Here is a 17,697-nt window from a genome sequence, read left to right on the forward strand (position 1 = left end):
TTCCCCTCAATCCCCGGTGTAGTTGGTGCCGCCGGCGCCGCGGCGGTTATTCTCGTGATACTGCCGCTCCGGCCCCTGCGAACTGCCCGCACCAAGCAATTGCCTGGCCTTTGCAATCTCGGCCAGAGCGTCCCTGAGACGACTGTTGAGCACCGGAACGATGTCGCTTGCCGCAAGAGGCTTGAGTGAGTGTCCGCAAAGCCATCCAGCCCCCAAGCAGTGCGGACAATCCATCTGATGGAACACACCAATGAAGAGTCCGCTTCCGCCGCAGGTGGTGCACTCGATGATGAACTTGAGCTCTCGCCGGAGAGATGGTCCATGGCGCTTCCCTGTCATTTAGAATCCTCGCTAGTAACAAATTCGGTAAGGTCGCTCGAAGCCCCGCCATTAGCGGGCTGCGCGCCGTTATGAGAAATCTCGGATAAGGCCTCTGTAAGGCCGTGAATGGCACCGAAGCCAATGCCGTCTAACCAGGTGTGCCACTTCTCCAGGGCTGCCCGGCGCTGCTGCATGGCCTGGGTGTGGATGTAGGTGCTGGCGATCTTGCCCAGCGAGTGATTCAGCAGCATCTCGCCGATGTGGCCGTCGATGCCGAGGTCGGTCCAGGTGCTGCGGGACACCTTGCGTAGGTCGTGACTGGTCCAGGCGCCCTGCCCCAACCGGGTGAAGACGGCACTGGCCTGCGTCTCGCTAAGCGGCAGCCCGCGTCGACTCGGGAACAGGTAGGCACCTTGGTAACCCTGAGCCTGCTGAATCGCCCGGTACCGGGTCAGCAGTGCTTGCAGCTGGGCGGTCAGAGGCAAGCGGTGCTCGGTGCGGGTCTTGGTGTTCGCCGCAGGGATGAACCACTCGGCCGCCGCCAACGAGACATCAGCCCACCGCGCCACACGGGTCTCACCGATTCGGGTGCCATGGGCCAGCATCATCAGGGCCAGCATGGCGTCACTGGGGGTCGCGTCGAAGGCGTGAGCCAGTTGCTGCATCAGTTCGGGTAGCTGCACGTCACGCAGGCGCGCCGCCTTCGGCAGGATCTTGGCCTTGGTAAAGTCGTTGAAGCGCATCCCGGCCATGGGGTTCCCGTCGATCAGGCCCAGTTTCAAGGCCTGGCGGAAGGCGGTCAGCAACAGGGCGAACATCTGCCGCAGATACGAGAGCGACACATCGGCCTGAGCCGGCCACATCAGTTGCTTGTCGAGAGAGTCGGCACTCACCTCCGTCAGGGCCAGATCCGCCAGTCGCGGTTTCAAGTGCTGAGCGATGGCAGACCGTGCGCCTGCCTTGCGCTTCGCCGACAACGAGCGATCGCGGGCCATCCGGTCACCGTACCAGTCCAGCAGCTGGCCCACGGTGGCCATGCCGGACGCCACGGGCGCGGTGGCCGGATCTCGCAGCAGGCGCCGACGCAGCGCGGGCAGTTCGGCAATTACCGCTGCAACGCCCAAGTCGGGCCAGCGAGCGACCGGCACCCATTTCTTGCCGCGCACCAGGTGCCAGGTGCCGCGCTCGCGAGTGATCCAGAACCGTAGGTACAGGCCAGGGTGACGAGGGTCGCGCAGGTCGCGTACGGCCTTGTCGGCAGCCTGCCGGCGAACTTCGGCCTCGCTGAACTTCACTTCCCGGGTCGCGCTCATGCGATCAGCACCCCCTCATTGATCAGAGAGGCTTGGGTACGCATCACGCCCTCGGCGTGGTACTGCCGCGCTGTGTCGCGGTCGACATCGCGGCTACGGCCATCACAGGCGTCATGGCAGGCGCTGCAGGCCCAAGCGCCCTGCATGTAGTGTGGTTTCATACCGACGCCGCAAGTGCCCGCCATGCGGTAATGTGCAAGCACGGTGGTTTCGGGGTTGCCATTGCACACCCCGGGGATGCGCACTTGGCACTCCCGGCCGCGTGCGGCCTTGGTCAGTTTCGATTGCCGCATGGGCTGTCTTCTCCATGAAGGTCGATGACGGTGTAAGCGCTCGGCCACATGAGCTGGCCATGCGCGACGGCCGAAGCTTTGTCGCGATAGAGCGCAATGGGTGGATGCGAGGTACAGGAGAGCCCGAACAGATCGGAGCGGCAGTACAGCGCGTATCGGTATTCGATGAGGTCAGGTGCGGGAAGCTCGATCATCGGCCGAGCATCCTGGCTCGGATCGCCGCCAGGGCTTCATTCCCCACTTTTGGCGTGCGCTGGCCTGGCACCTCCGCAGGGAGAGCCAGCGGCATCTTCTGCAGCGGCTCACCTGCGACCAGGCGCCGAACGGCAATCGTGTAGTTGCGCTCGAACAGCTTGGCGCTCACATCGGTAGCCAGCTTGTTCAGGTTCTCGAAACCACTTTCCTTGGCGGCATGCCAGACCGCGTCGTGGGTCCATTTGCCCTTCCCTGCCATCGCAGGATGCGCATTACGGCAAGCCTCACGGAAGGCGACAGCCAGCGGGGGAAGGCCCAGCATTTCCGGCGAAGGCTGGCACCACTCGATGAACTTCCCAGGCGCCGGGATGAACTCGCGGCCGGATTGCCGGCAGCGCATCAAACCGAACTGCAGTTGCTCCGGGGTGTTGATACCGGCCTCGAGAAACGCTGTCAGCCATTGCTGCTTGGCGGCCTTGTACGTTGCTTCGTCCGGCCACGCTCGCTGCCAGGCGCTGCAGATCGTGCGCAGATCACGGAACAGATCGTTGATCACCGCCGCAGTTTTGCGATTGAGCTCGGCCTTCACATCGGCTGGCAGCGAGTAATCCGAGGGCACGTATTGGCCAGCCTGGACCTTTGCCCACAAGCCATGGGCCACGGTTGCAACCTGATTCATTGGCCGCCCCCTTCCCCGATCCACGATGTGTCATCGTCATCGAAGCTGGAACGCTGCGATCCGCCGGTGCGAACAACGGGCGAGCGGGCAGCACGGGCGAGATCGGATTTGACCCAGCTGACCAGAGCGGCCAGCCACTGCTTTTCGGTTTGGGCCACGCCCTTGGCATCGTGGTGGAGCACGAAGCCGGATATGGCAACCGCGTTGAATTGATCCAGGGTCAGACCTGCCCGACGGGCGTAGGCTTTCAGCAGTTCCGGATTCGGTTCCCAGTCAAGGGACATTGCGAACGGCTCGCGCTGAGAGAGAGTAGATTGGTTCAATGACGGATTGGGTGCAGCTCCTGCACCCCGTTCGGTCGTGAGCTGCACCCCGTTCTGCTGTGAGCTGCACCCCGTGCGGTTTCCTGCACCCCGTTCAAGACGAGGTGCAGCAGATGCACCTCGCTTAATCAGCAGGTCGTAAACGACGGGGCGACGGTCGCGGCGGTCGATATGGGCGGCAGCAATCGCCTGGTTGCCCTCAGCGATCCAGCCGGCCTGGGCGAGCTCATCTAGTTTCAGCCGCACTGTTCGCTCAGAAAGGCCGGTGTCGTCGGAGAGAGTCGCGGCAGAAGGGAAAGCCCCTCTTCCATCGCTGCCTGCGTAGTTGGCGAGGCAGAGCAGGACATGACGCGCTGCAGGATTCTCAAGTGCAGCTTTGGGAATGGCGAGTGCCCAGGTCATAGCTTGTACGCTCACGCTTGCCACCATTGCGATAGACATAGAGCGACAGGCGCAGCATTGCGCGCATCATGGGAGAGATGCATAATTAGCCCCGTTTGAAGTAGTAGAGAAAGCCGGGCTGCCACCCGGTTTTTTTATGCCTGCGATTCGAGTACTGGATGAATCAGCAGGTGTGTTGGTCATCTAGTGACTCATGACCCGACAATGCAAAATTCCCCTGTCAGGCCATCAGCTCAGGCCAAATCACATGCCAATCACTGGGGCGGAGCTGCCGCCTAGTCACCGCTCCAGCACTAGCTAGCTCGGTCTTAGCAGACATCTCTGCTGAAGCGGACTTATGTCCATAAGCAACCAGCCTCAGGTATGCCCGAGACGTTCCTGTTTGTGCGATCTGGTCATCAGTCGCCGTTTTGAGCCACTCCAGCAGCCCGTTGTTTCTGGTCCGCATGTCCGGGCCTCCATCATGGTCCGCCAAATTATTACCGACAGGTAATGATTAAACAATACCTACAGGGAATTTACCTTTTGGTAACGTTTTCAGATCATTGCTCAATGGAAATCTCAGATACCCGCCGCGACAATTTGCGGCTCCTCATGAACTCGCGCTTCGAAGGCAAGCAGGCCCGTATCGCTGACGCCCTAGGGAAAAGTGCGAACTACATTTCCCGGTGCCTCGCACGCCCTGATAGCGCAGGCGCAAAGAAGATCGGGGAAGACCTTGCCCGCGAGATCGAGGAAACCCTCGGCCTCCCTCGCTATGCGATGGATCAACCAGGGCTATCTGCTAAAGGCGTGACAGAAATTCAGGCGAATGCCGAGGTCGTCGGCTCATTTGACGTCTGGGACGACAACACGCCGCTGGCTGACGACGAGGTCTATGTGCCGTTTCTCAAGGAAGTAGAGCTTTCCGCAGGCCGGGGCCGCACTGCAGTGGAACAGGCTAGCGGCCGTAAGCTTCGCTTCGGCAAGCTAACCCTCCGCCGGCAAGGCGTTCAGCCGAGCGATGCCGTATGCGTGACCGTAAGCGGGAACAGCATGGAGCCAGTCCTTCCAGACGGGAGCACCGTAGGAGTAGATCAAGGCAGAACCGCAGTGGTAGACGGCAAGATGTACGCCATAAATCACGGCGGCCAATTGCGCGTGAAAACGCTATACCGCCTGCCAGGTGGTGGGGTACGCCTACGTAGCTATAACCGCGACGAACACCCGGATGAGGAGTATTCGGCGGAAGAGCTTGTCTCCAAGCAGATCCTAGTGATTGGCCGAGTGTTCTGGTACTCAGTGCTTCTTTAGCCCGCCCCTACCCCAATCAAAGCCCGCCATCGCGGGCTTTTTTTTCGCCCGCCTCAAAAAAGATTACCCATAGGTATTGACCAAATATGTTACCCAGAGGTAACTTTGCTTCATCGCCGGATCGACACCGGCCAGCAACGAAGGCAGCGATGGACAGGCCTCAACTGTTCAGAGGGGTGGCAACTGCCCTGGGCGTGCAGCGTAAAGCGCCAATGCAGTTTTCCAGCGGGTGAGCACCGCGGCTGGAGCAAAAACAGATTTCACTGACTGGCCTTGGAAACAGGGCCAGGCGGGAAATCAACCGGAGAAGGACATGACAAAACAAGCAGTTGTGGCCATCGACCCCGCATCCAAACGATGCGTACGGATCGGCGATGCAGGAGCTGAGCGCCTCAAGGAGCTTTTCGACCTTGGGTTGATATTGGTCCCTACCGAATCTAGCGAGGCAGCCAAAGCGTTACACGAGATTCACCCAGACGTATTCAAGCTCAACAGCGAGCGCGGTGGACATTCATACCCAGCTCTCACTCCGCCAGGGCTTTCGGGGAGAATCGAAGCGGCATTTGTCGCCATTACCCACCAGGGCGACATCGGCTTGGCAACTCGACTCAAGCTGATGCACCCAAGTACAGAGGTTGATCGAGACAGCTGCGCGAAATACGCGACTGTAGTGCTTAGTCGTCTAGTAGCTGCCTTGCTAGCAGCTCTGCCTCTTGAGCAGTCTGGCCGGATTCAGCAAGAACTAGCTGAGTACCTGTCTTCAAATTTCGAATGTCTGTGATGACGTGCCAAAAACCGCTTTCCAGCTCGATCACATCACCAACGTCGAGCCTCTTGGCTGATTCGAAAGTTGGTTGTGCCGAGTCGCCCTCAATCGACAGATACTTCAGTTTGTAAATGTGCATGCGTGCACCGCCCTCCTTTGCTGGCTGTGTTGTGTGAGAGCGCTCAGCCTACCGCAAAGCCCGTCACCTGGGCAGTGGTGAGCAGCCGGGGCTGACCGGCCCCTTCCCTTGACTGCCAGGAACAGACTGGCCCGATCACCTGGTCTTCCCCAGCACCAGGCTGCATCGGAGAGCCCTTCCCGACCCTACATCAACATGTTCAGGGAGACAGGCGGGATAGGCTCTCCAATGCAGCCCACCAAGGACCACTGATGGAAACGATTACTTGCGGCACATGGACAGGCCACCTTGGCAAAGGGCTGGCTCCCCGAGAGCTAGAAGCGCTGCTTGGCGTCGCCCAGGGTATGACCGCCAAACAGATTGCCCAGCAGATGCAGATCACCCCGGGCACTGTGGCCAACCGCATTGAAAACGCCATGTTCAAGCTCGGCGTAGCGCGTCGAGCAGCTGCCGTGGCAGAAGCTATGCGCCGGCAGATCATCAGCCCGCTGTGCATCGCCCTGGCCGGCCTGATCGCTATGCATGCGGTCATCGATGACAGCGACCCACTGCGCCGCGACCGCAGGGCGCCCGAGCGGCGTACGGCCCAGATTCGAATCGTTCGCAAGGCCGAGGCCTTCGAGCACTACGCCTGAATCCCAACAGAGGATCACTCCATGCACCACTCCATGCAACAGCGCGTGGACGGCCTGGCCGCCCTGCGTGCACGTTCCCTCATGGCTACCGCCGAGTTCTACGAACTGATTGGTCGCCCTGCCCCGGCGCCCAAACCTTTGTTCCAGGCAGTCGCCAAGGGCAAGGCTTGGCACATCATCGAGATCGCCACGGGCAAAACCAAGGGTTTCTGCTTCAGCTACAAGGCCGCGATGGTGTTTGTGGATGCGATGGAGACGCATCTACCTCTGGGGGAGGATCGGCACGTAAATCCGATCTTCGATCTTCGCTCGATCTGTTAGGTACTCAAGGTCTTTGCTTAATGCTTCAACAGAGTCCTTGATATCCGAGAGCTCCCTTGCAGATCCAGACGACGACCATTCGGCCGCAAACGTCGCTTCCCGAGCATTCTTCCTGGCTTCATATGCGAAGTAGCAGGCAGTGATCGCGACTAGCAGTGTCGCAAAATTGCAGGCCATCAAGAGTTTAATTGCTCGGTTCATTCGGAATCCCTGGCTGGTGTTAACTCGCCATCGTATTACCCCATCCCACCCCAAATTGCCACCATACCGCCACCAGCACGGAGGGCGGCGCATGCAAATCGAGAGGCATCGGTCATGACGGAGCAGAAGGCGGGAGCCGCTAAGCACTCTGCGGACTACCGCGAGCGTGCTGATAGCTGGGATCGAGCCCCATGGCTACGACCAGGAGCAGGAGCTTTGGCAGGATCTGGCCTTGTCGTAGATCATCCAGGATCCTGAAGAACGGGCGCGCCGCCTTAAACAAGCTGACGCGCCAGCTTTTTCGTCTCGCCGAAGCTAGCACGTCAGTTTGACGCGGCAAGCATAGACGAGTTGAAGCGGGACCCGGGATGCAAAGTGATCGACCCGCTTACTTCTTCTGTTGCGCATAGACCGCAAGACGCCAAATGATCGGCTTCTGATTGGCGTGCTGGTAATGATTCTGCGCGGGAAGAGTGTGACCACCAGCGATGGCGATTTCATCGCCGCAGTTGATGCAGTGGTAAATGCCAGGCCATTCAGCCTTTTCACCGGGTTTGAATTCACGCTTGTAAGCGTCCGAATTGCTCTTCTGGACATCGCTGTCGCGGTGATACCAAGCCATACATACCTCCTTTTGTATTGAGTCCCAAATAAACCACGGCAGGCAAAAGGCCACAATGCTGTGATTTTAAACAGCCACCATGCCGTCGTTATCACGGAGGGCGCCGCATGCCCAGGAGATACACCATTCAACTCGACATCAACATCGAAGGAATCGTAGCCGACTCGGTAGCCGCCGCGCTGAGCCCGGAAAAGCTGCAGCCGATCATCGACAAGAACGTTGAAAGCGCGGTCACGAGCGCGATCAAGGAGCAGTTCAGCTACAACTCGCCGTTCAAGAAGCTGCTGGAAGAGAGCCTGGCGGGCGCCATGCCTACCAAGATTGAGGGCCTGGGCCGCTACGGGGATCTGGTGCTCAAGACCGTGTCCGCGATGATCAATGACTACCAGGAACAGGCGCTACGCCAGACCATCACGGAAAAGCTCGCCAAGGTGCTTGTGCCACTGCCAGCTCGCATCAAGCTGTCGGAACTGATCGACCAGCTGACCAAGGCCTTCGAAGACAGCCATCTCCGCGACAAGCACGGCAGCGAGGCGCCGACATTTATCATCGAGAAAGGCACGGGCTACTCGTCCACTTCCGACTACTGGCACCTCTATGCCGATGCCAACGAAGGGGTGGACAAGTATTCCTGCCAGGTGCAGATGGCGTTCACTGGCGAGGGTGAGTGCTACTCCCTGCGTGTTGGCGAGACCGACATGAAGAAGTCGCTGATTCTCGGCAGCGCCTACGGTGCCGAGGCCCTGGTGTTGAACCTGTACACGGGAGGCACCCAGGTCGAGTACGAGCAGGTGTACGTCGGCGACATTCGCTATGCCGAAGCAGACGAATACTGACCTTCGGCGCCGCCCGCCAGCGCCTCAAGCCTGGTCTGAAGACTCAGGCCTATGGCAGTACTTCTCATGCTCCTGCTGAGAATGGCAGCCCTGGTCACAGTTCAGATAGTTATCCCAGCTCGAGCCCCAAATTCTGACTCCGGCAACCCCAGTAAGCATAAAGCCCCAAGCCCAGGGCTTAGGGATCCACCCGGCCATAACCAAGCTTGCAGCGGCAATGGCGATACCACCCCACCATCGCTGCCTCTTCGAGAATTTCAAAACCACTGCCCGCTCTCCCTGCAAGTAAGCGGCGAAGCATACCACTCGCCCAAAGAATCACCCACGGTGCTGCCCGCCAGCGCCTTCCCCTATTCAACGATAACGCCGACCTGCGAGGGCGGCGCCTGCACGCAAGGACCACGCGATGGCCGAATTCAACATCGTCAGCATGAGCGGCGGTAAAGACAGCACGGCCACTCTGTTGGTCGCCCGCGAGCTGGAGGTGCCGAACCTCAGCGCCGTCTTTGCAGACACTGGGCACGAACACCCGGCTACCTATGACTATGTGCACTACCTAGCCGATGCTGTTGGGGTACCGATCCGCTGGGTAAAAGCCGACTTCACCAGGCAGATCGCCGGCAAGCGCAAGTTCATCGAAACTAAGTGGCGGGAGAAGGGAGTGCCCGAGGCGGTGGTGATGTCTGCCCTGGAGGTGCTACATCCCACCGGCAACCCATTCCTCGACATGTGCCTCTGGAAGGGCCGCTTCCCCAGCACCAAGGCACGCTTCTGCACCGATGAACTGAAGCGAAACCCGATCATTGAAGATGTCTTCCTGCCGTTGATGACTGGCGAGAACCTGGTGCTGTCTTGGCAGGGCGTGCGAGCCGATGAGTCGTTGAACAGACGATATCTCCCAGAGTGCGACGAGGTCGGCGGAGGCCTATTCAACTATCGCCCCATTCTGAAATGGACAGTGGATGTGGTGTTCGAAGCGCACCGAGCCGCAGGCATCAAGCCAAACCCGTTGTACCTTCAAGGCTGCAACCGCGTAGGCTGCATGCCTTGCATCATGTGCGCGAAGGATGAGCTGCGCGAGATCGCCGCCAGGTGGCCGGAAGAAGTAGCCAGGGTGCGCGAGTGGGAGCGCCTGGTGAGCATCGCCAGCAAGCGAGGCGCTGCCACGTTCTTCGCCACGGTCACCGACCCCACCGTTCGATCCGACGACAAGGTCAGCGCTCAAACCCACGGCATAGACCGCATGGTGGACTGGGCAAACACATCACGCGGTGGCCGACAATTCGACATGGTCGACCTGATAGCCCGCACCGAAAGCAAACAGAAATGCTCTTCGGCCTACGGCCTCTGCGAATAATCCATCAGGCCCCGGCTGGGAGAGGCTAGGCATGAAAGCGCTTCGGTGAGTTCCTGTCGTACAGCTGCCAGATCTGCCGCCGGATATGGTGCTCATCAACGCTTCCGACGTCGCCGAGATCAAAACTCTTGATGGCGTTTTGGATGGCAGCAAAACACGTCTGATCGATGTGATGTTCGAAGTCAGTTAGCTGGATGCCTCGCAGATTGCTGACGGCAACTTTCAGCCGCTCGAGGTCTGACCCGGGATGGGTCAACAAAGCCTCGACGGCATTCTTTAGCTCAAAGTGAATTTCATTTTTCCCGTACAAAGCGCTTTCCTCCCGGCGTTCGCCACCCGACACATCATTAGCCCATGCGAAGATGATTCGCCAGTACCGCGAGGCATCCCCATGCCCACAGAAAACCATTCCAGCACAAAGTCGAACGCAAAGCAGGCTCTCCGCGACTACTGCTACCGCTGCGCCGAGATAGTAGCGCCATGGCCGGTGTGGAAGCGCCAGGCAATCAAGTCACCTCCCGTGCCTGCTGTTGTGTGCCGGCCCGGCATGAATTGCGGGAAGTGCTAAGGGTGCACCTACAGGGCGTCAGGCAAACAGCCCTGACCGAAAGAGCACACTTGTACTCCGCTCCACTGTAACCCCTCTCCCCTCTGTTTCGAGGCAACGAGGCCTTCAGCAGGAGCGGTCCAGCAGCACACTAGAGGTGATGTAATCCATCACCTAATCGATATTTCCAAGTAACGACTTGCCCAAGCATGGCTTAAACCTCGCTTTGGTCTTTGTGATCACCGGATGGCTGAGCACTGCAGGCCAGGATCTCAAGCGTGGCCAGCGTCTTCGCATAATCCGCCCAGTCGTCAAACGCCTTTTGCTGCACAAGTAAGGCCTCCCCCCACAGAGGACCGCCGATCTGGCCGTAGGCGACTTGATTCATGATTGAAGACGTTGCGGTATCCAGCTGTCGGAGCAGCTGGTACGCCCGGTATTTCTGATCTGAATTAGGCATTTTTAGCCCCTAAACGCGTAACGCAAAAAGTGACCACCACATCAAGGATGAGTGGCACTACGCCATGTTGACAACGAAGCATCACGCTTTTCTCCCTCCCCCTCAACAATTCAAGCCTGCCGATATGCGCGGGCATGGAGAGCTATTGCCATGACGAAACACAAGCACACCCCAGGCCCCTGGGAAGCCCTGAACGAGACCGAGGTTTTCACCGGCCTGGGTGCCGACAGCGGCGACGGCGTGAAAGCACTCCCAACTGACGGCTGGATGATTGCCGACTGTGGCGATGCAATGACATTCACCGAGGTTGGGCTTGTTGAGCTCGCCTTGGATGTGCGCAGAGCGAATGCCCGGCTGATCGCCCAGGCACCGAACCTCCTGGCCGACTTGGTTGAGGCGGCCGCCCAGCTGCGCAAGTACGAAACCCTGCACCGCGCCAAGGCCACCACCGACAGCCTGGCCAAGGCCGAGGTAAACGCCGAACTGGCATCGCGCTTCGAGCAGACCATCGCCCAGGCTACGGCCTGACACAACCTGCCGCCACCGGCGGCGTGGAGACCATCACATGCAAACCGAGATTCTTTCGGACGAAGAGCTAGCCGAGCTGACTGGCTATAAGGCCAGGGGATATCAGCGTCGCTGGCTAGAGGAACGTGGCTGGGTATTCGTTGAAACCCGCAGCGGGCGCCCACTGGTTGGCCGCCATTACGTTCGTATGAAACTGGGCATGAGCCTTGGAGTAATGCCAACGGCGTCACCACCACCTGTAGTCCCTGCGTGGACACCTGACATTTCGAAGGTGAGGTGAAATGCGTCCTAGAAAGACCGAAAACAGGGACTTGCCTCCGGGTGTGTACCGACGAAAGCGGACCAGTAAGAGCAAGAAAAAACCCGACAAGGAATGGATTAGCTACTACTACCGGGACAAGTCGGGCAAAGAGGTAGCGCTGGGCACCGACTTGAGCCTTGCCAGACTGAAGTGGGCAGAACTTGAAGCGAAGGAGAAGCCCAAGGATCTGGTCACCATGGGCGCCATCTTCGACCGCTACGAGCGCGACATCATTCCGAAGAAGGCGCCGCGCACACAGAAGGACAACCTGGCCGAGATACGCCAGTTGCGAAACTACTTCGAGAAGGCCCCAATCGACGGCATCACCCCTGCGCATGTGGCGAAGTATCGCGATGCGAGAACCGCCCCAGTCAGGGCGAATCGCGAGATCGCCACCCTATCGCACATCTTCAACATAGCCCGGGAATGGGGGCTCACAACCAACGAGAATCCGTGCCAGGGCGTGCGCAAGAACAAGGAGGTGCCGCGAGACTTCTACGCTAACGATGCGATCTGGAACGCGGTTTACGCGAAAGCGGTGGGCGAACTGAAGGATGCCATGGATTTGGCGTATTTGACGGGCCAGCGTCCGGCGGACGTGCTGGTGATGAGGAGGGACGACATCGAGGACAAAGCCCTCGGCGTAAAGCAGAAGAAGACCCAAAAGAAGCTACGGATCATGCTTGAGGTGGACGGAGTAGAAAGCAGCTTGGGTGCGCTGATAAGAAAGATCCTGGAGCGCAATGCTCCGCATGGCTCGCCATACCTGCTGCTGACTGATAACGGCAAACGTGTCACGGCACCGATGCTTCGCCACCGATGGGACGATGCCCGGGAGGAAGCCGTGAAGCAAGCGGTCGCCGCAGGTGACCCGGTGCTGGCCGGCCGTATCAGCCAATTCCAGTTCCGCGACATTCGCCCGAAAGCAGCCTCGGAAATCACCGACGTTGACCACGCCAGTCTGCTGCTCGGCCATACCAAGGGCGACATCACAGAGCGGGTGTATCGCCGAGTTGGAGCCCTGGCGAAACCCACCAAATAGGGAAAGTTTCGGAAGCGCTTCCACAACAAACCATTCCCAAGGGTGTTCCCATGGGTAGTTTTACTATGCCCCAAAAACGCAAAAAGCCCTGAAAAATCAGGGCTTTGAATGTGGCGGAAGCGTAGAGATTCGAACTCTAGGATAGTTGCCCATCGACGGTTTTCAAGACCGTTGCCTTAAACCACTCGGCCACGCTTCCAGCTTGTTTTGCGGCGGCAATCATACCGTAATGTAACAAGCTGTCAAACTCTCTGTGTCGCGCCCTGCGACAGCTCTGATATGCTCTGCCTCATACGTTCCACTACCGTCGGTCCCGGACCGCGGTCTCACCCCAAAGGAGTGCGCCATGCGCGAACAGGATTACGCCGTCCAACACGGCCAGCAGGTCGAGCAGCAGGAGGTCAGCAAGGTCCTGCGCAACACGTACAGCCTGCTGGCCCTTACCCTCGCCTTCAGCGGCATCATGGCCTTCGTCGCCCAGCAGATGCGTGTCGGCTACCCGAACATCTTCGTGGTGCTGATCGGCTTCTACGGCCTGTTCTTCCTCACCAACAAGCTGCGTGATTCGGCCTGGGGCCTGGTGTCCACCTTTGCCCTCACCGGCTTCATGGGCTTCATCCTCGGCCCGATCCTCAACCGCTACCTGGGCATGGCCGGTGGCGCCGAAGTGGTCAGCTCGGCCTTCGCCATGACCGCCCTGGTGTTCGGCGGCCTGTCGGCCTACGTGCTGATCACCCGCAAGGACATGAGCTTCCTCAGCGGCTTCATCACCGCCGGCTTCTTCGTCCTGCTGGGTGCCGTGGTGGCCAGCTTCTTCTTCCAGATCAGCGGCCTGCAACTGGCGATCAGCGCTGGCTTCGTACTGTTCTCGTCGGTCTGCATCCTGTTCCAGACCAGCGCCATCATCCATGGCGGCGAGCGCAACTACATCATGGCCACCATCAGCCTGTATGTGTCGATCTACAACCTGTTCGTCAGCCTGCTGCAGCTGTTCGGCATCATGGGCCGCGACGACTGATAGAATCGGTTGACAGCGCCTCACAAAAAGCCCGCTTCGGCGGGCTTTTTCGTGCCTGCTGAACAGCGGTAGCAAAGCCAGCGAAGATTGACTTAAAAGTCAGCTTATTGCCCCATTCCCCTTCGATTGTGCGGCCATCGTGCTTGCCTCTACCCCTATGGGCTTTCTGCCCGTAGAATGCGCTCCTTTTTTCTTCCGGGGCGGCATTTTCCCATGAGTTCACACGAACACGGCCCAGGCGCGGCGGCGCCTGCCAATGAACTGGTCCTTGGCCTCGAGGACAAGCCTCGCCTACTGATCGGCCTGCTGGCGGCCTTGCAGCACCTGCTGGCGATCATCGTGCCGATCGTTACGCCGGGCCTGCTGATCTGCCAGGCGCTGGGCGTGTCGGCGCGTGACACCAACCTGATCGTGTCGATGTCGCTGGTGATCTCGGGTATTGCCACCTTCGTCCAGTGCAAGCGCTTCGGGCCGTTCGGCGCCGGGCTGCTGATCGTCCAGGGCACCAGCTTCAACTTCGTCGGCCCGCTGATTGCCGGCGGTGCGCTGATGGTCAAGCAGGGCACGCCGGTAGAAAGCGTGATGGCGGCGATCTTCGGCGTGGTCATCGCCGGCTCGTTCGTGGAAATGGGCGTGTCGCGCATCCTGCCCTTCGTCAAGCGCCTGATCACCCCGCTGGTGACCGGCATCGTCGTGCTGATGATCGGCCTGACCCTGATCAAGGTCGGCCTGATCAGCATGGGCGGCGGCTTCGGCGCCATGGCCAATGGCACCTTCGCCGATGGCGAGAACCTGCTGCTGTCGGGCGTGGTACTGGCGATCATCGTCATCCTCAACCGTATTCCGGTGGTGTGGATGCGCAGCTGCGCCATCGTCATCGCCCTGGCCGTGGGCTATGCCCTGGCCGGCTACCTGGGCCGCCTGGACTTCACCGGCATGCACCAGGCCGCGCTGTTCCAGGTGCCGACGCCGCTGCACTTCGGCCTGGGCTTCTCCTGGTCGCTGTTCATCCCGATGCTGGTGATCTACCTGGTCACCTCGCTGGAAGCCATCGGTGACGTGACCGCCACCAGCAAGGTCTCGCGCCAGCCGGTGGAAGGCCCGGTGTGGATGCAACGGATCAAGGGCGGAGTGCTGGTCAACGGCGCCAACTCGCTGCTGGCCGGGCTGTTCAACACCTTCCCCAGCTCGATCTTCGCCCAGAACAACGGCGTGATTCAGCTGACCGGCATCGCCAGCCGCCATATCGGTATCTGGATCGCCGCCATGCTGATCCTGCTGGGCCTGTTCCCCAGCGTCGCCGGGGTAATCCAGGCAGTGCCGGAGCCGGTGCTCGGTGGCGCGGCCATGGTGATGTTCGGCGCCGTGGCGGCCTCGGGCATCAACATTCTTGCCAGCACCCGCCTCGACCGCCGCGCCCTGCTGATCATCGCCGTGTCGCTGTCGCTGGGCCTGGGCGTGGCCCAGGTGCCGGAGTTCCTCTCGCACATGCCGGCGGCGCTGCGCAACGTGCTGGAGTCGGGCGTCGCCACCGGCGGCATCTGCGCCCTGCTGCTCAACTGGTTCCTGCCCGAGGGCAAGGAACAGGCCTGAGCCGCGCCAGCCAGAGCAAAAAGCCCGCGCCCACCAGCGCGGGCTTTTTGCTTTATCATGGCCGCATTCATTTGCACGAGCCTTCCATGAAATTCGCCATCGCGGTCTTTTCCCCGGCCCATGCGCCCTCCTCGCGCCGCGCCTTGCGCTTTGCCGAGGCGGTGCTGGCCGGCGGGCATGAAATAGCCCGATTGTTCTTCTACCAGGATGGGGTGCACAGCGCCTCGGCCAATATCGTCACGCCCCAGGACGAGCTGGACGTGGCTGCGCAGTGGCGCGCCTTCGTCAGCGACCACCGCCTGGACGCCGTGGTGTGCATCGCCGCGGCCCTGCGCCGGGGCGTGCTCGATGACACCGAGGCCAATCGCTACCAGCGCCCGGCGGTGAACCTGCCGATGCCGTGGGAGCTGTCCGGCCTAGGCCAACTGCACGAAGCCGCGCAACTGGCCGACCGTCTGGTCTGCTTCGGAGGTGATTGAGATGGCCAAGTCCTTGTTGATCATTAGCCGCCAGGCGCCGTGGAGCGGCCCGTCCGCCCGCGAGGCGCTGGACATCGCCCTGGCCGGTGGCGCCTTCGACCTGCCGCTGGGCATGCTGTTCCTCGACGACGGCGTGTTCCAGCTCGCCGCCGCGCAGCAACCCGACGCCCTGCAGCAGAAGAACCTGACCGCCAACCTCCAGGCCCTGCCGATGTTCGGGGTCGAGGAGCTGTTCGCCTGCGGCCACAGCCTGGCCCGCCGGGGGCTGGACGGTGACGCCCTGGCGCTGCCGGTCGAGGTGCTCGACGACAGTGCGCTGACCGCGCTGATTGCCCGTTTCGACCAGGTGGTGACGCTCTGATGACGACCCTGCATGTAATCGCCCACTCGCCCTTCGGCGACGAGCGCCTGGCCAGCTGCCTGCGCCTGCTGGGCCCGCAAGACGGGCTGCTGCTGTGCGGCGACGCCACCTACGCGCTCAAGGCCGGCAGCGAGCCGTTCGCCATCCTGCAGGCCGCCAACCTCGGCGGGCGGCTGTTCGCTCTTGCCGAAGACCTGCAGGCCCGTGGCCTCGACAGCCAGCTGGCCGAGGCCGTGGACTATGCCGCCTTCGTCGAACTCACCCTGCACCACGACAAGGTCAACAGCTGGTTATGAGTACCCTGACTGTCGGCGATCGCCACATCGCCCTGGACAAGGACGGCTTCCTGGTCGAGCTGCAGGACTGGTCCCACGAAGTCGCCGAGGCCCTCGCCACGCGCGAAAGCATCGCCCTGACCGCGGACCACTGGGAAATCCTCGAGCTGCTGCGCCAGTTCTACCAGGAGTACCAGCTGTCGCCAGCCACCCGCCCGCTGATCAAGTACACCGCGCTCAAGCTCGGTGCGGAAAAAGGCAACAGCCCGCACCTGAACCGCCTGTTCAATGGCACCCCCGCCAAACTCGCCGCCAAGCTGGCGGGCCTGCCCAAGCCGACCAACTGCATATGACCGAGCCACAGCTGAACGACACACGCCCGCTGACCCTGGAAACCCCGGCCGAACACCCGTTCGCCGAGTTCGTGCGCATCCTCGGCAAGGGCAAACGCGGCGCCCGCGGCCTGACCCGCGAGGAAGCCCGCGCCGCCATGACCCTGCTGCTCGAAGGCAAGGTCGAGGACACCCAGCTGGGCGCCTTCCTGATGCTGCTGCGGCACAAGGAAGAAAGCGCCGAGGAGTTGGCCGGCTTCACCGAGGCCCTGCGCGCCCACCTACAGGCGCCGCGCATCGCCGTTGACCTGGACTGGCCGAGCTACGCCGGCAAGAAGCGCCACCTGCCCTGGTACCTGCTGGCGGCCAAATGCCTGGCAGGCAATGGCGTGCGCATCCTGATGCACGGTGGTGGCGCCCATACGGCCGGGCGACTGTACACCGAACAATTGCTCGACCTGCTGGAGATCCCGCTCAGCCGTGACTGGACGGCCGTGGAGCAGACCCTGGACCGCCACCGACTGGCCTTCTTTCCCTTGCAGGACTGGGCGCCGCAGCTGCAACGCATGATCGACCTGCGCAACACCCTGGGCCTGCGCTCGCCCATCCACTCGCTGGCCAGGGTGCTCAACCCGCTTGCCGCCCGCTGCGGCCTGCAGAGCATCTTCCACCCCGGTTACCAGGCGGTGCACCGCGAAGCCAGCCGCCTGCTCGGCGATCATGCCGTGGTCATCAAGGGCGACGGTGGCGAGATCGAGGTCAACCCGGATGTCATCAGCCACCTGTACGGCACCTCGGCCGGCGAGGCCTGGGACGAAGAGTGGCCGGCGCTCAGCGCCCAGCGCCATGTGAAACCGGCCAGCCTGCAGCCCGAGCACCTGCTAGCGGTGTGGCGCGGCGAGGCGCAGGACAGCTACGGCGAACTGGCCGTGGTCGCAACCATGGCCCTGGCCCTGCGCGGGCTCGGCCAGGAGCGCGAGCAGGCGTTCAACAATGCCCGCGCCTACTGGGCCGCCCGCATAGACATCGAATAAGTCGATAGGAATAGGGCAGTCTTTGCGCTAT

At 61.0% G+C, this 17,697-nt stretch carries 25 protein-coding genes and 1 tRNA gene; 16 read left to right on the plus strand and 10 right to left on the minus strand.

The window, feature by feature from the left end; genetic code table 11:
- Nucleotides 1–6 precede the first annotated feature (6 nt).
- From AC25MA_RS23255 to AC25MA_RS23280, 6 genes are read right to left on the minus strand one after another with little or no spacing between them, the layout of a single operon-like run.
- Entirely contained in the window at nucleotides 7–339 is a 333-nt protein-coding gene (locus AC25MA_RS23255; protein WP_486972431.1) for a hypothetical protein, read from the minus strand.
- Nucleotides 336–1,634 carry a tyrosine-type recombinase/integrase gene (locus AC25MA_RS23260; RefSeq protein ID WP_486972432.1) on the minus strand — a complete coding sequence of 433 codons (1,299 nt, stop codon included), beginning with the start codon at nucleotides 1,632–1,634 and terminating at the stop codon, nucleotides 336–338. Before AC25MA_RS23260 ends, AC25MA_RS23255 begins: the two co-directional genes overlap by 4 nt.
- A complete protein-coding gene (locus AC25MA_RS23265; RefSeq protein WP_486972433.1) occupies nucleotides 1,631–1,927 on the minus strand; it encodes a DUF1364 domain-containing protein in 297 nt (98 codons plus the stop codon). Before AC25MA_RS23265 ends, AC25MA_RS23260 begins: the two co-directional genes overlap by 4 nt.
- Nucleotides 1,909–2,121: a hypothetical protein gene (locus AC25MA_RS23270; RefSeq protein ID WP_486972434.1), complete on the minus strand. Its 213-nt coding sequence runs from the start codon at nucleotides 2,119–2,121 to the stop codon at nucleotides 1,909–1,911. The genes AC25MA_RS23265 and AC25MA_RS23270 overlap by 19 nt, the downstream gene beginning before the upstream one ends.
- The gene (locus AC25MA_RS23275) at nucleotides 2,118–2,801 is read right to left on the minus strand and encodes a replication protein P (RefSeq protein WP_486972435.1); all 684 of its coding nucleotides are present in this window, start codon (nucleotides 2,799–2,801) and stop codon (nucleotides 2,118–2,120) included. The genes AC25MA_RS23270 and AC25MA_RS23275 overlap by 4 nt, the downstream gene beginning before the upstream one ends.
- Nucleotides 2,798–3,541 (minus strand): helix-turn-helix domain-containing protein, encoded by a 744-nt coding sequence (locus AC25MA_RS23280; RefSeq protein WP_486972436.1) that lies wholly within the window; start codon nucleotides 3,539–3,541, stop codon nucleotides 2,798–2,800. Before AC25MA_RS23280 ends, AC25MA_RS23275 begins: the two co-directional genes overlap by 4 nt.
- A 579-nt stretch (nucleotides 3,542–4,120) precedes the next feature.
- On the opposite strand from AC25MA_RS23280, the gene AC25MA_RS23285 reads away from it, so the two are divergent.
- From AC25MA_RS23285 to AC25MA_RS23300, 4 genes are all read left to right on the plus strand, one after another.
- Complete coding sequence (locus tag AC25MA_RS23285; RefSeq protein WP_104445283.1) at nucleotides 4,121–4,819, plus strand: S24 family peptidase; 699 nt, start codon at nucleotides 4,121–4,123, stop codon at nucleotides 4,817–4,819.
- Nucleotides 4,820–5,132: 313 nt separating this feature from the next.
- On the plus strand, nucleotides 5,133–5,600 hold the full coding sequence (locus AC25MA_RS23290; protein WP_288522444.1) for a hypothetical protein: 468 nt from the start codon (nucleotides 5,133–5,135) through the stop codon (nucleotides 5,598–5,600).
- A 375-nt stretch (nucleotides 5,601–5,975) separates the two neighbouring features.
- On the plus strand, nucleotides 5,976–6,359 hold the full coding sequence (locus AC25MA_RS23295; RefSeq protein WP_288522442.1) for a helix-turn-helix domain-containing protein: 384 nt from the start codon (nucleotides 5,976–5,978) through the stop codon (nucleotides 6,357–6,359).
- A 21-nt stretch (nucleotides 6,360–6,380) separates the two neighbouring features.
- Nucleotides 6,381–6,680, plus strand: coding sequence for a hypothetical protein (locus AC25MA_RS23300; RefSeq protein ID WP_288522440.1), 300 nt, complete (start codon nucleotides 6,381–6,383; stop codon nucleotides 6,678–6,680).
- A 589-nt stretch (nucleotides 6,681–7,269) separates the two neighbouring features.
- On the opposite strand, the gene AC25MA_RS23305 is transcribed toward AC25MA_RS23300, so the two are convergent.
- Nucleotides 7,270–7,503: a hypothetical protein gene (locus tag AC25MA_RS23305; protein ID WP_288522438.1), complete on the minus strand. Its 234-nt coding sequence runs from the start codon at nucleotides 7,501–7,503 to the stop codon at nucleotides 7,270–7,272.
- A gap of 107 nt (nucleotides 7,504–7,610) precedes the next feature.
- Here AC25MA_RS23305 and AC25MA_RS23310 point away from each other — a divergent pair, with 107 nt between their 5' ends.
- Nucleotides 7,611–8,339 carry a hypothetical protein gene (locus AC25MA_RS23310; protein ID WP_486972437.1) on the plus strand — a complete coding sequence of 243 codons (729 nt, stop codon included), beginning with the start codon at nucleotides 7,611–7,613 and terminating at the stop codon, nucleotides 8,337–8,339.
- A 406-nt stretch (nucleotides 8,340–8,745) separates the two neighbouring features.
- The gene (locus AC25MA_RS23315; RefSeq protein ID WP_486972438.1) at nucleotides 8,746–9,696 is read left to right on the plus strand and encodes a phosphoadenosine phosphosulfate reductase domain-containing protein; all 951 of its coding nucleotides are present in this window, start codon (nucleotides 8,746–8,748) and stop codon (nucleotides 9,694–9,696) included.
- 25 nt (nucleotides 9,697–9,721) lie between these two features.
- Here AC25MA_RS23315 and AC25MA_RS23320 read toward each other — a convergent pair whose 3' ends face one another.
- Nucleotides 9,722–10,039 (minus strand): hypothetical protein, encoded by a 318-nt coding sequence (locus AC25MA_RS23320; protein ID WP_486972439.1) that lies wholly within the window; start codon nucleotides 10,037–10,039, stop codon nucleotides 9,722–9,724.
- 418 nt (nucleotides 10,040–10,457) lie between these two features.
- Nucleotides 10,458–10,631, minus strand: coding sequence for a hypothetical protein (locus AC25MA_RS23325; RefSeq protein ID WP_486972440.1), 174 nt, complete (start codon nucleotides 10,629–10,631; stop codon nucleotides 10,458–10,460).
- A 222-nt stretch (nucleotides 10,632–10,853) separates the two neighbouring features.
- Here AC25MA_RS23325 and AC25MA_RS23330 point away from each other — a divergent pair, with 222 nt between their 5' ends.
- The 3 genes from AC25MA_RS23330 to AC25MA_RS23340 are packed head-to-tail and all read left to right on the plus strand — an operon-like array spanning nucleotide 10,854 to nucleotide 12,574.
- Nucleotides 10,854–11,231, plus strand: a complete 378-nt coding sequence (locus AC25MA_RS23330; protein ID WP_088852955.1) for a hypothetical protein — start codon at nucleotides 10,854–10,856, stop codon at nucleotides 11,229–11,231.
- A 37-nt stretch (nucleotides 11,232–11,268) separates the two neighbouring features.
- A complete protein-coding gene (locus tag AC25MA_RS23335; RefSeq protein WP_088852954.1) occupies nucleotides 11,269–11,511 on the plus strand; it encodes a DUF4224 domain-containing protein in 243 nt (80 codons plus the stop codon).
- Nucleotide 11,512: 1 nt separating this feature from the next.
- Nucleotides 11,513–12,574 (plus strand): tyrosine-type recombinase/integrase, encoded by a 1,062-nt coding sequence (locus AC25MA_RS23340; RefSeq protein ID WP_486972441.1) that lies wholly within the window; start codon nucleotides 11,513–11,515, stop codon nucleotides 12,572–12,574.
- A gap of 111 nt (nucleotides 12,575–12,685) precedes the next feature.
- Here AC25MA_RS23340 and AC25MA_RS23345 read toward each other — a convergent pair.
- Nucleotides 12,686–12,773 (minus strand) — tRNA-Ser (locus AC25MA_RS23345).
- Between the two features lie 147 nt (nucleotides 12,774–12,920).
- Between AC25MA_RS23345 and AC25MA_RS23350 the strand changes: the two genes are divergently transcribed.
- The 7 genes from AC25MA_RS23350 (at nucleotide 12,921) to AC25MA_RS23380 (ending at nucleotide 17,666) form a co-directional block, all read left to right on the plus strand.
- Nucleotides 12,921–13,592, plus strand: coding sequence for a Bax inhibitor-1/YccA family protein (locus AC25MA_RS23350; protein ID WP_028692373.1), 672 nt, complete (start codon nucleotides 12,921–12,923; stop codon nucleotides 13,590–13,592).
- A gap of 213 nt (nucleotides 13,593–13,805) precedes the next feature.
- Entirely contained in the window at nucleotides 13,806–15,185 is a 1,380-nt protein-coding gene (locus AC25MA_RS23355) for a nucleobase:cation symporter-2 family protein (protein WP_028692374.1), read from the plus strand.
- Between the two features lie 86 nt (nucleotides 15,186–15,271).
- Complete coding sequence (gene tusD, locus AC25MA_RS23360) at nucleotides 15,272–15,664, plus strand: sulfurtransferase complex subunit TusD (protein ID WP_028692375.1); 393 nt, start codon at nucleotides 15,272–15,274, stop codon at nucleotides 15,662–15,664.
- A gap of 1 nt (nucleotide 15,665) precedes the next feature.
- A complete protein-coding gene (gene tusC / locus AC25MA_RS23365; RefSeq protein ID WP_050706344.1) occupies nucleotides 15,666–16,025 on the plus strand; it encodes a sulfurtransferase complex subunit TusC in 360 nt (119 codons plus the stop codon).
- Nucleotides 16,025–16,321 carry a sulfurtransferase complex subunit TusB gene (gene tusB / locus AC25MA_RS23370; RefSeq protein WP_028692377.1) on the plus strand — a complete coding sequence of 99 codons (297 nt, stop codon included), beginning with the start codon at nucleotides 16,025–16,027 and terminating at the stop codon, nucleotides 16,319–16,321. Before tusC ends, tusB begins: the two co-directional genes overlap by 1 nt.
- Nucleotides 16,318–16,653 carry a TusE/DsrC/DsvC family sulfur relay protein gene (locus AC25MA_RS23375; RefSeq protein WP_028692378.1) on the plus strand — a complete coding sequence of 112 codons (336 nt, stop codon included), beginning with the start codon at nucleotides 16,318–16,320 and terminating at the stop codon, nucleotides 16,651–16,653. The genes tusB and AC25MA_RS23375 overlap by 4 nt, the downstream gene beginning before the upstream one ends.
- 29 nt (nucleotides 16,654–16,682) lie before the next feature.
- A complete protein-coding gene (locus AC25MA_RS23380; RefSeq protein ID WP_175406192.1) occupies nucleotides 16,683–17,666 on the plus strand; it encodes a glycosyl transferase family protein in 984 nt (327 codons plus the stop codon).
- Nucleotides 17,667–17,697: the final 31 nt, after the last annotated feature.

The organism is Pseudomonas sp. P65(2024), assembly GCF_057480955.1.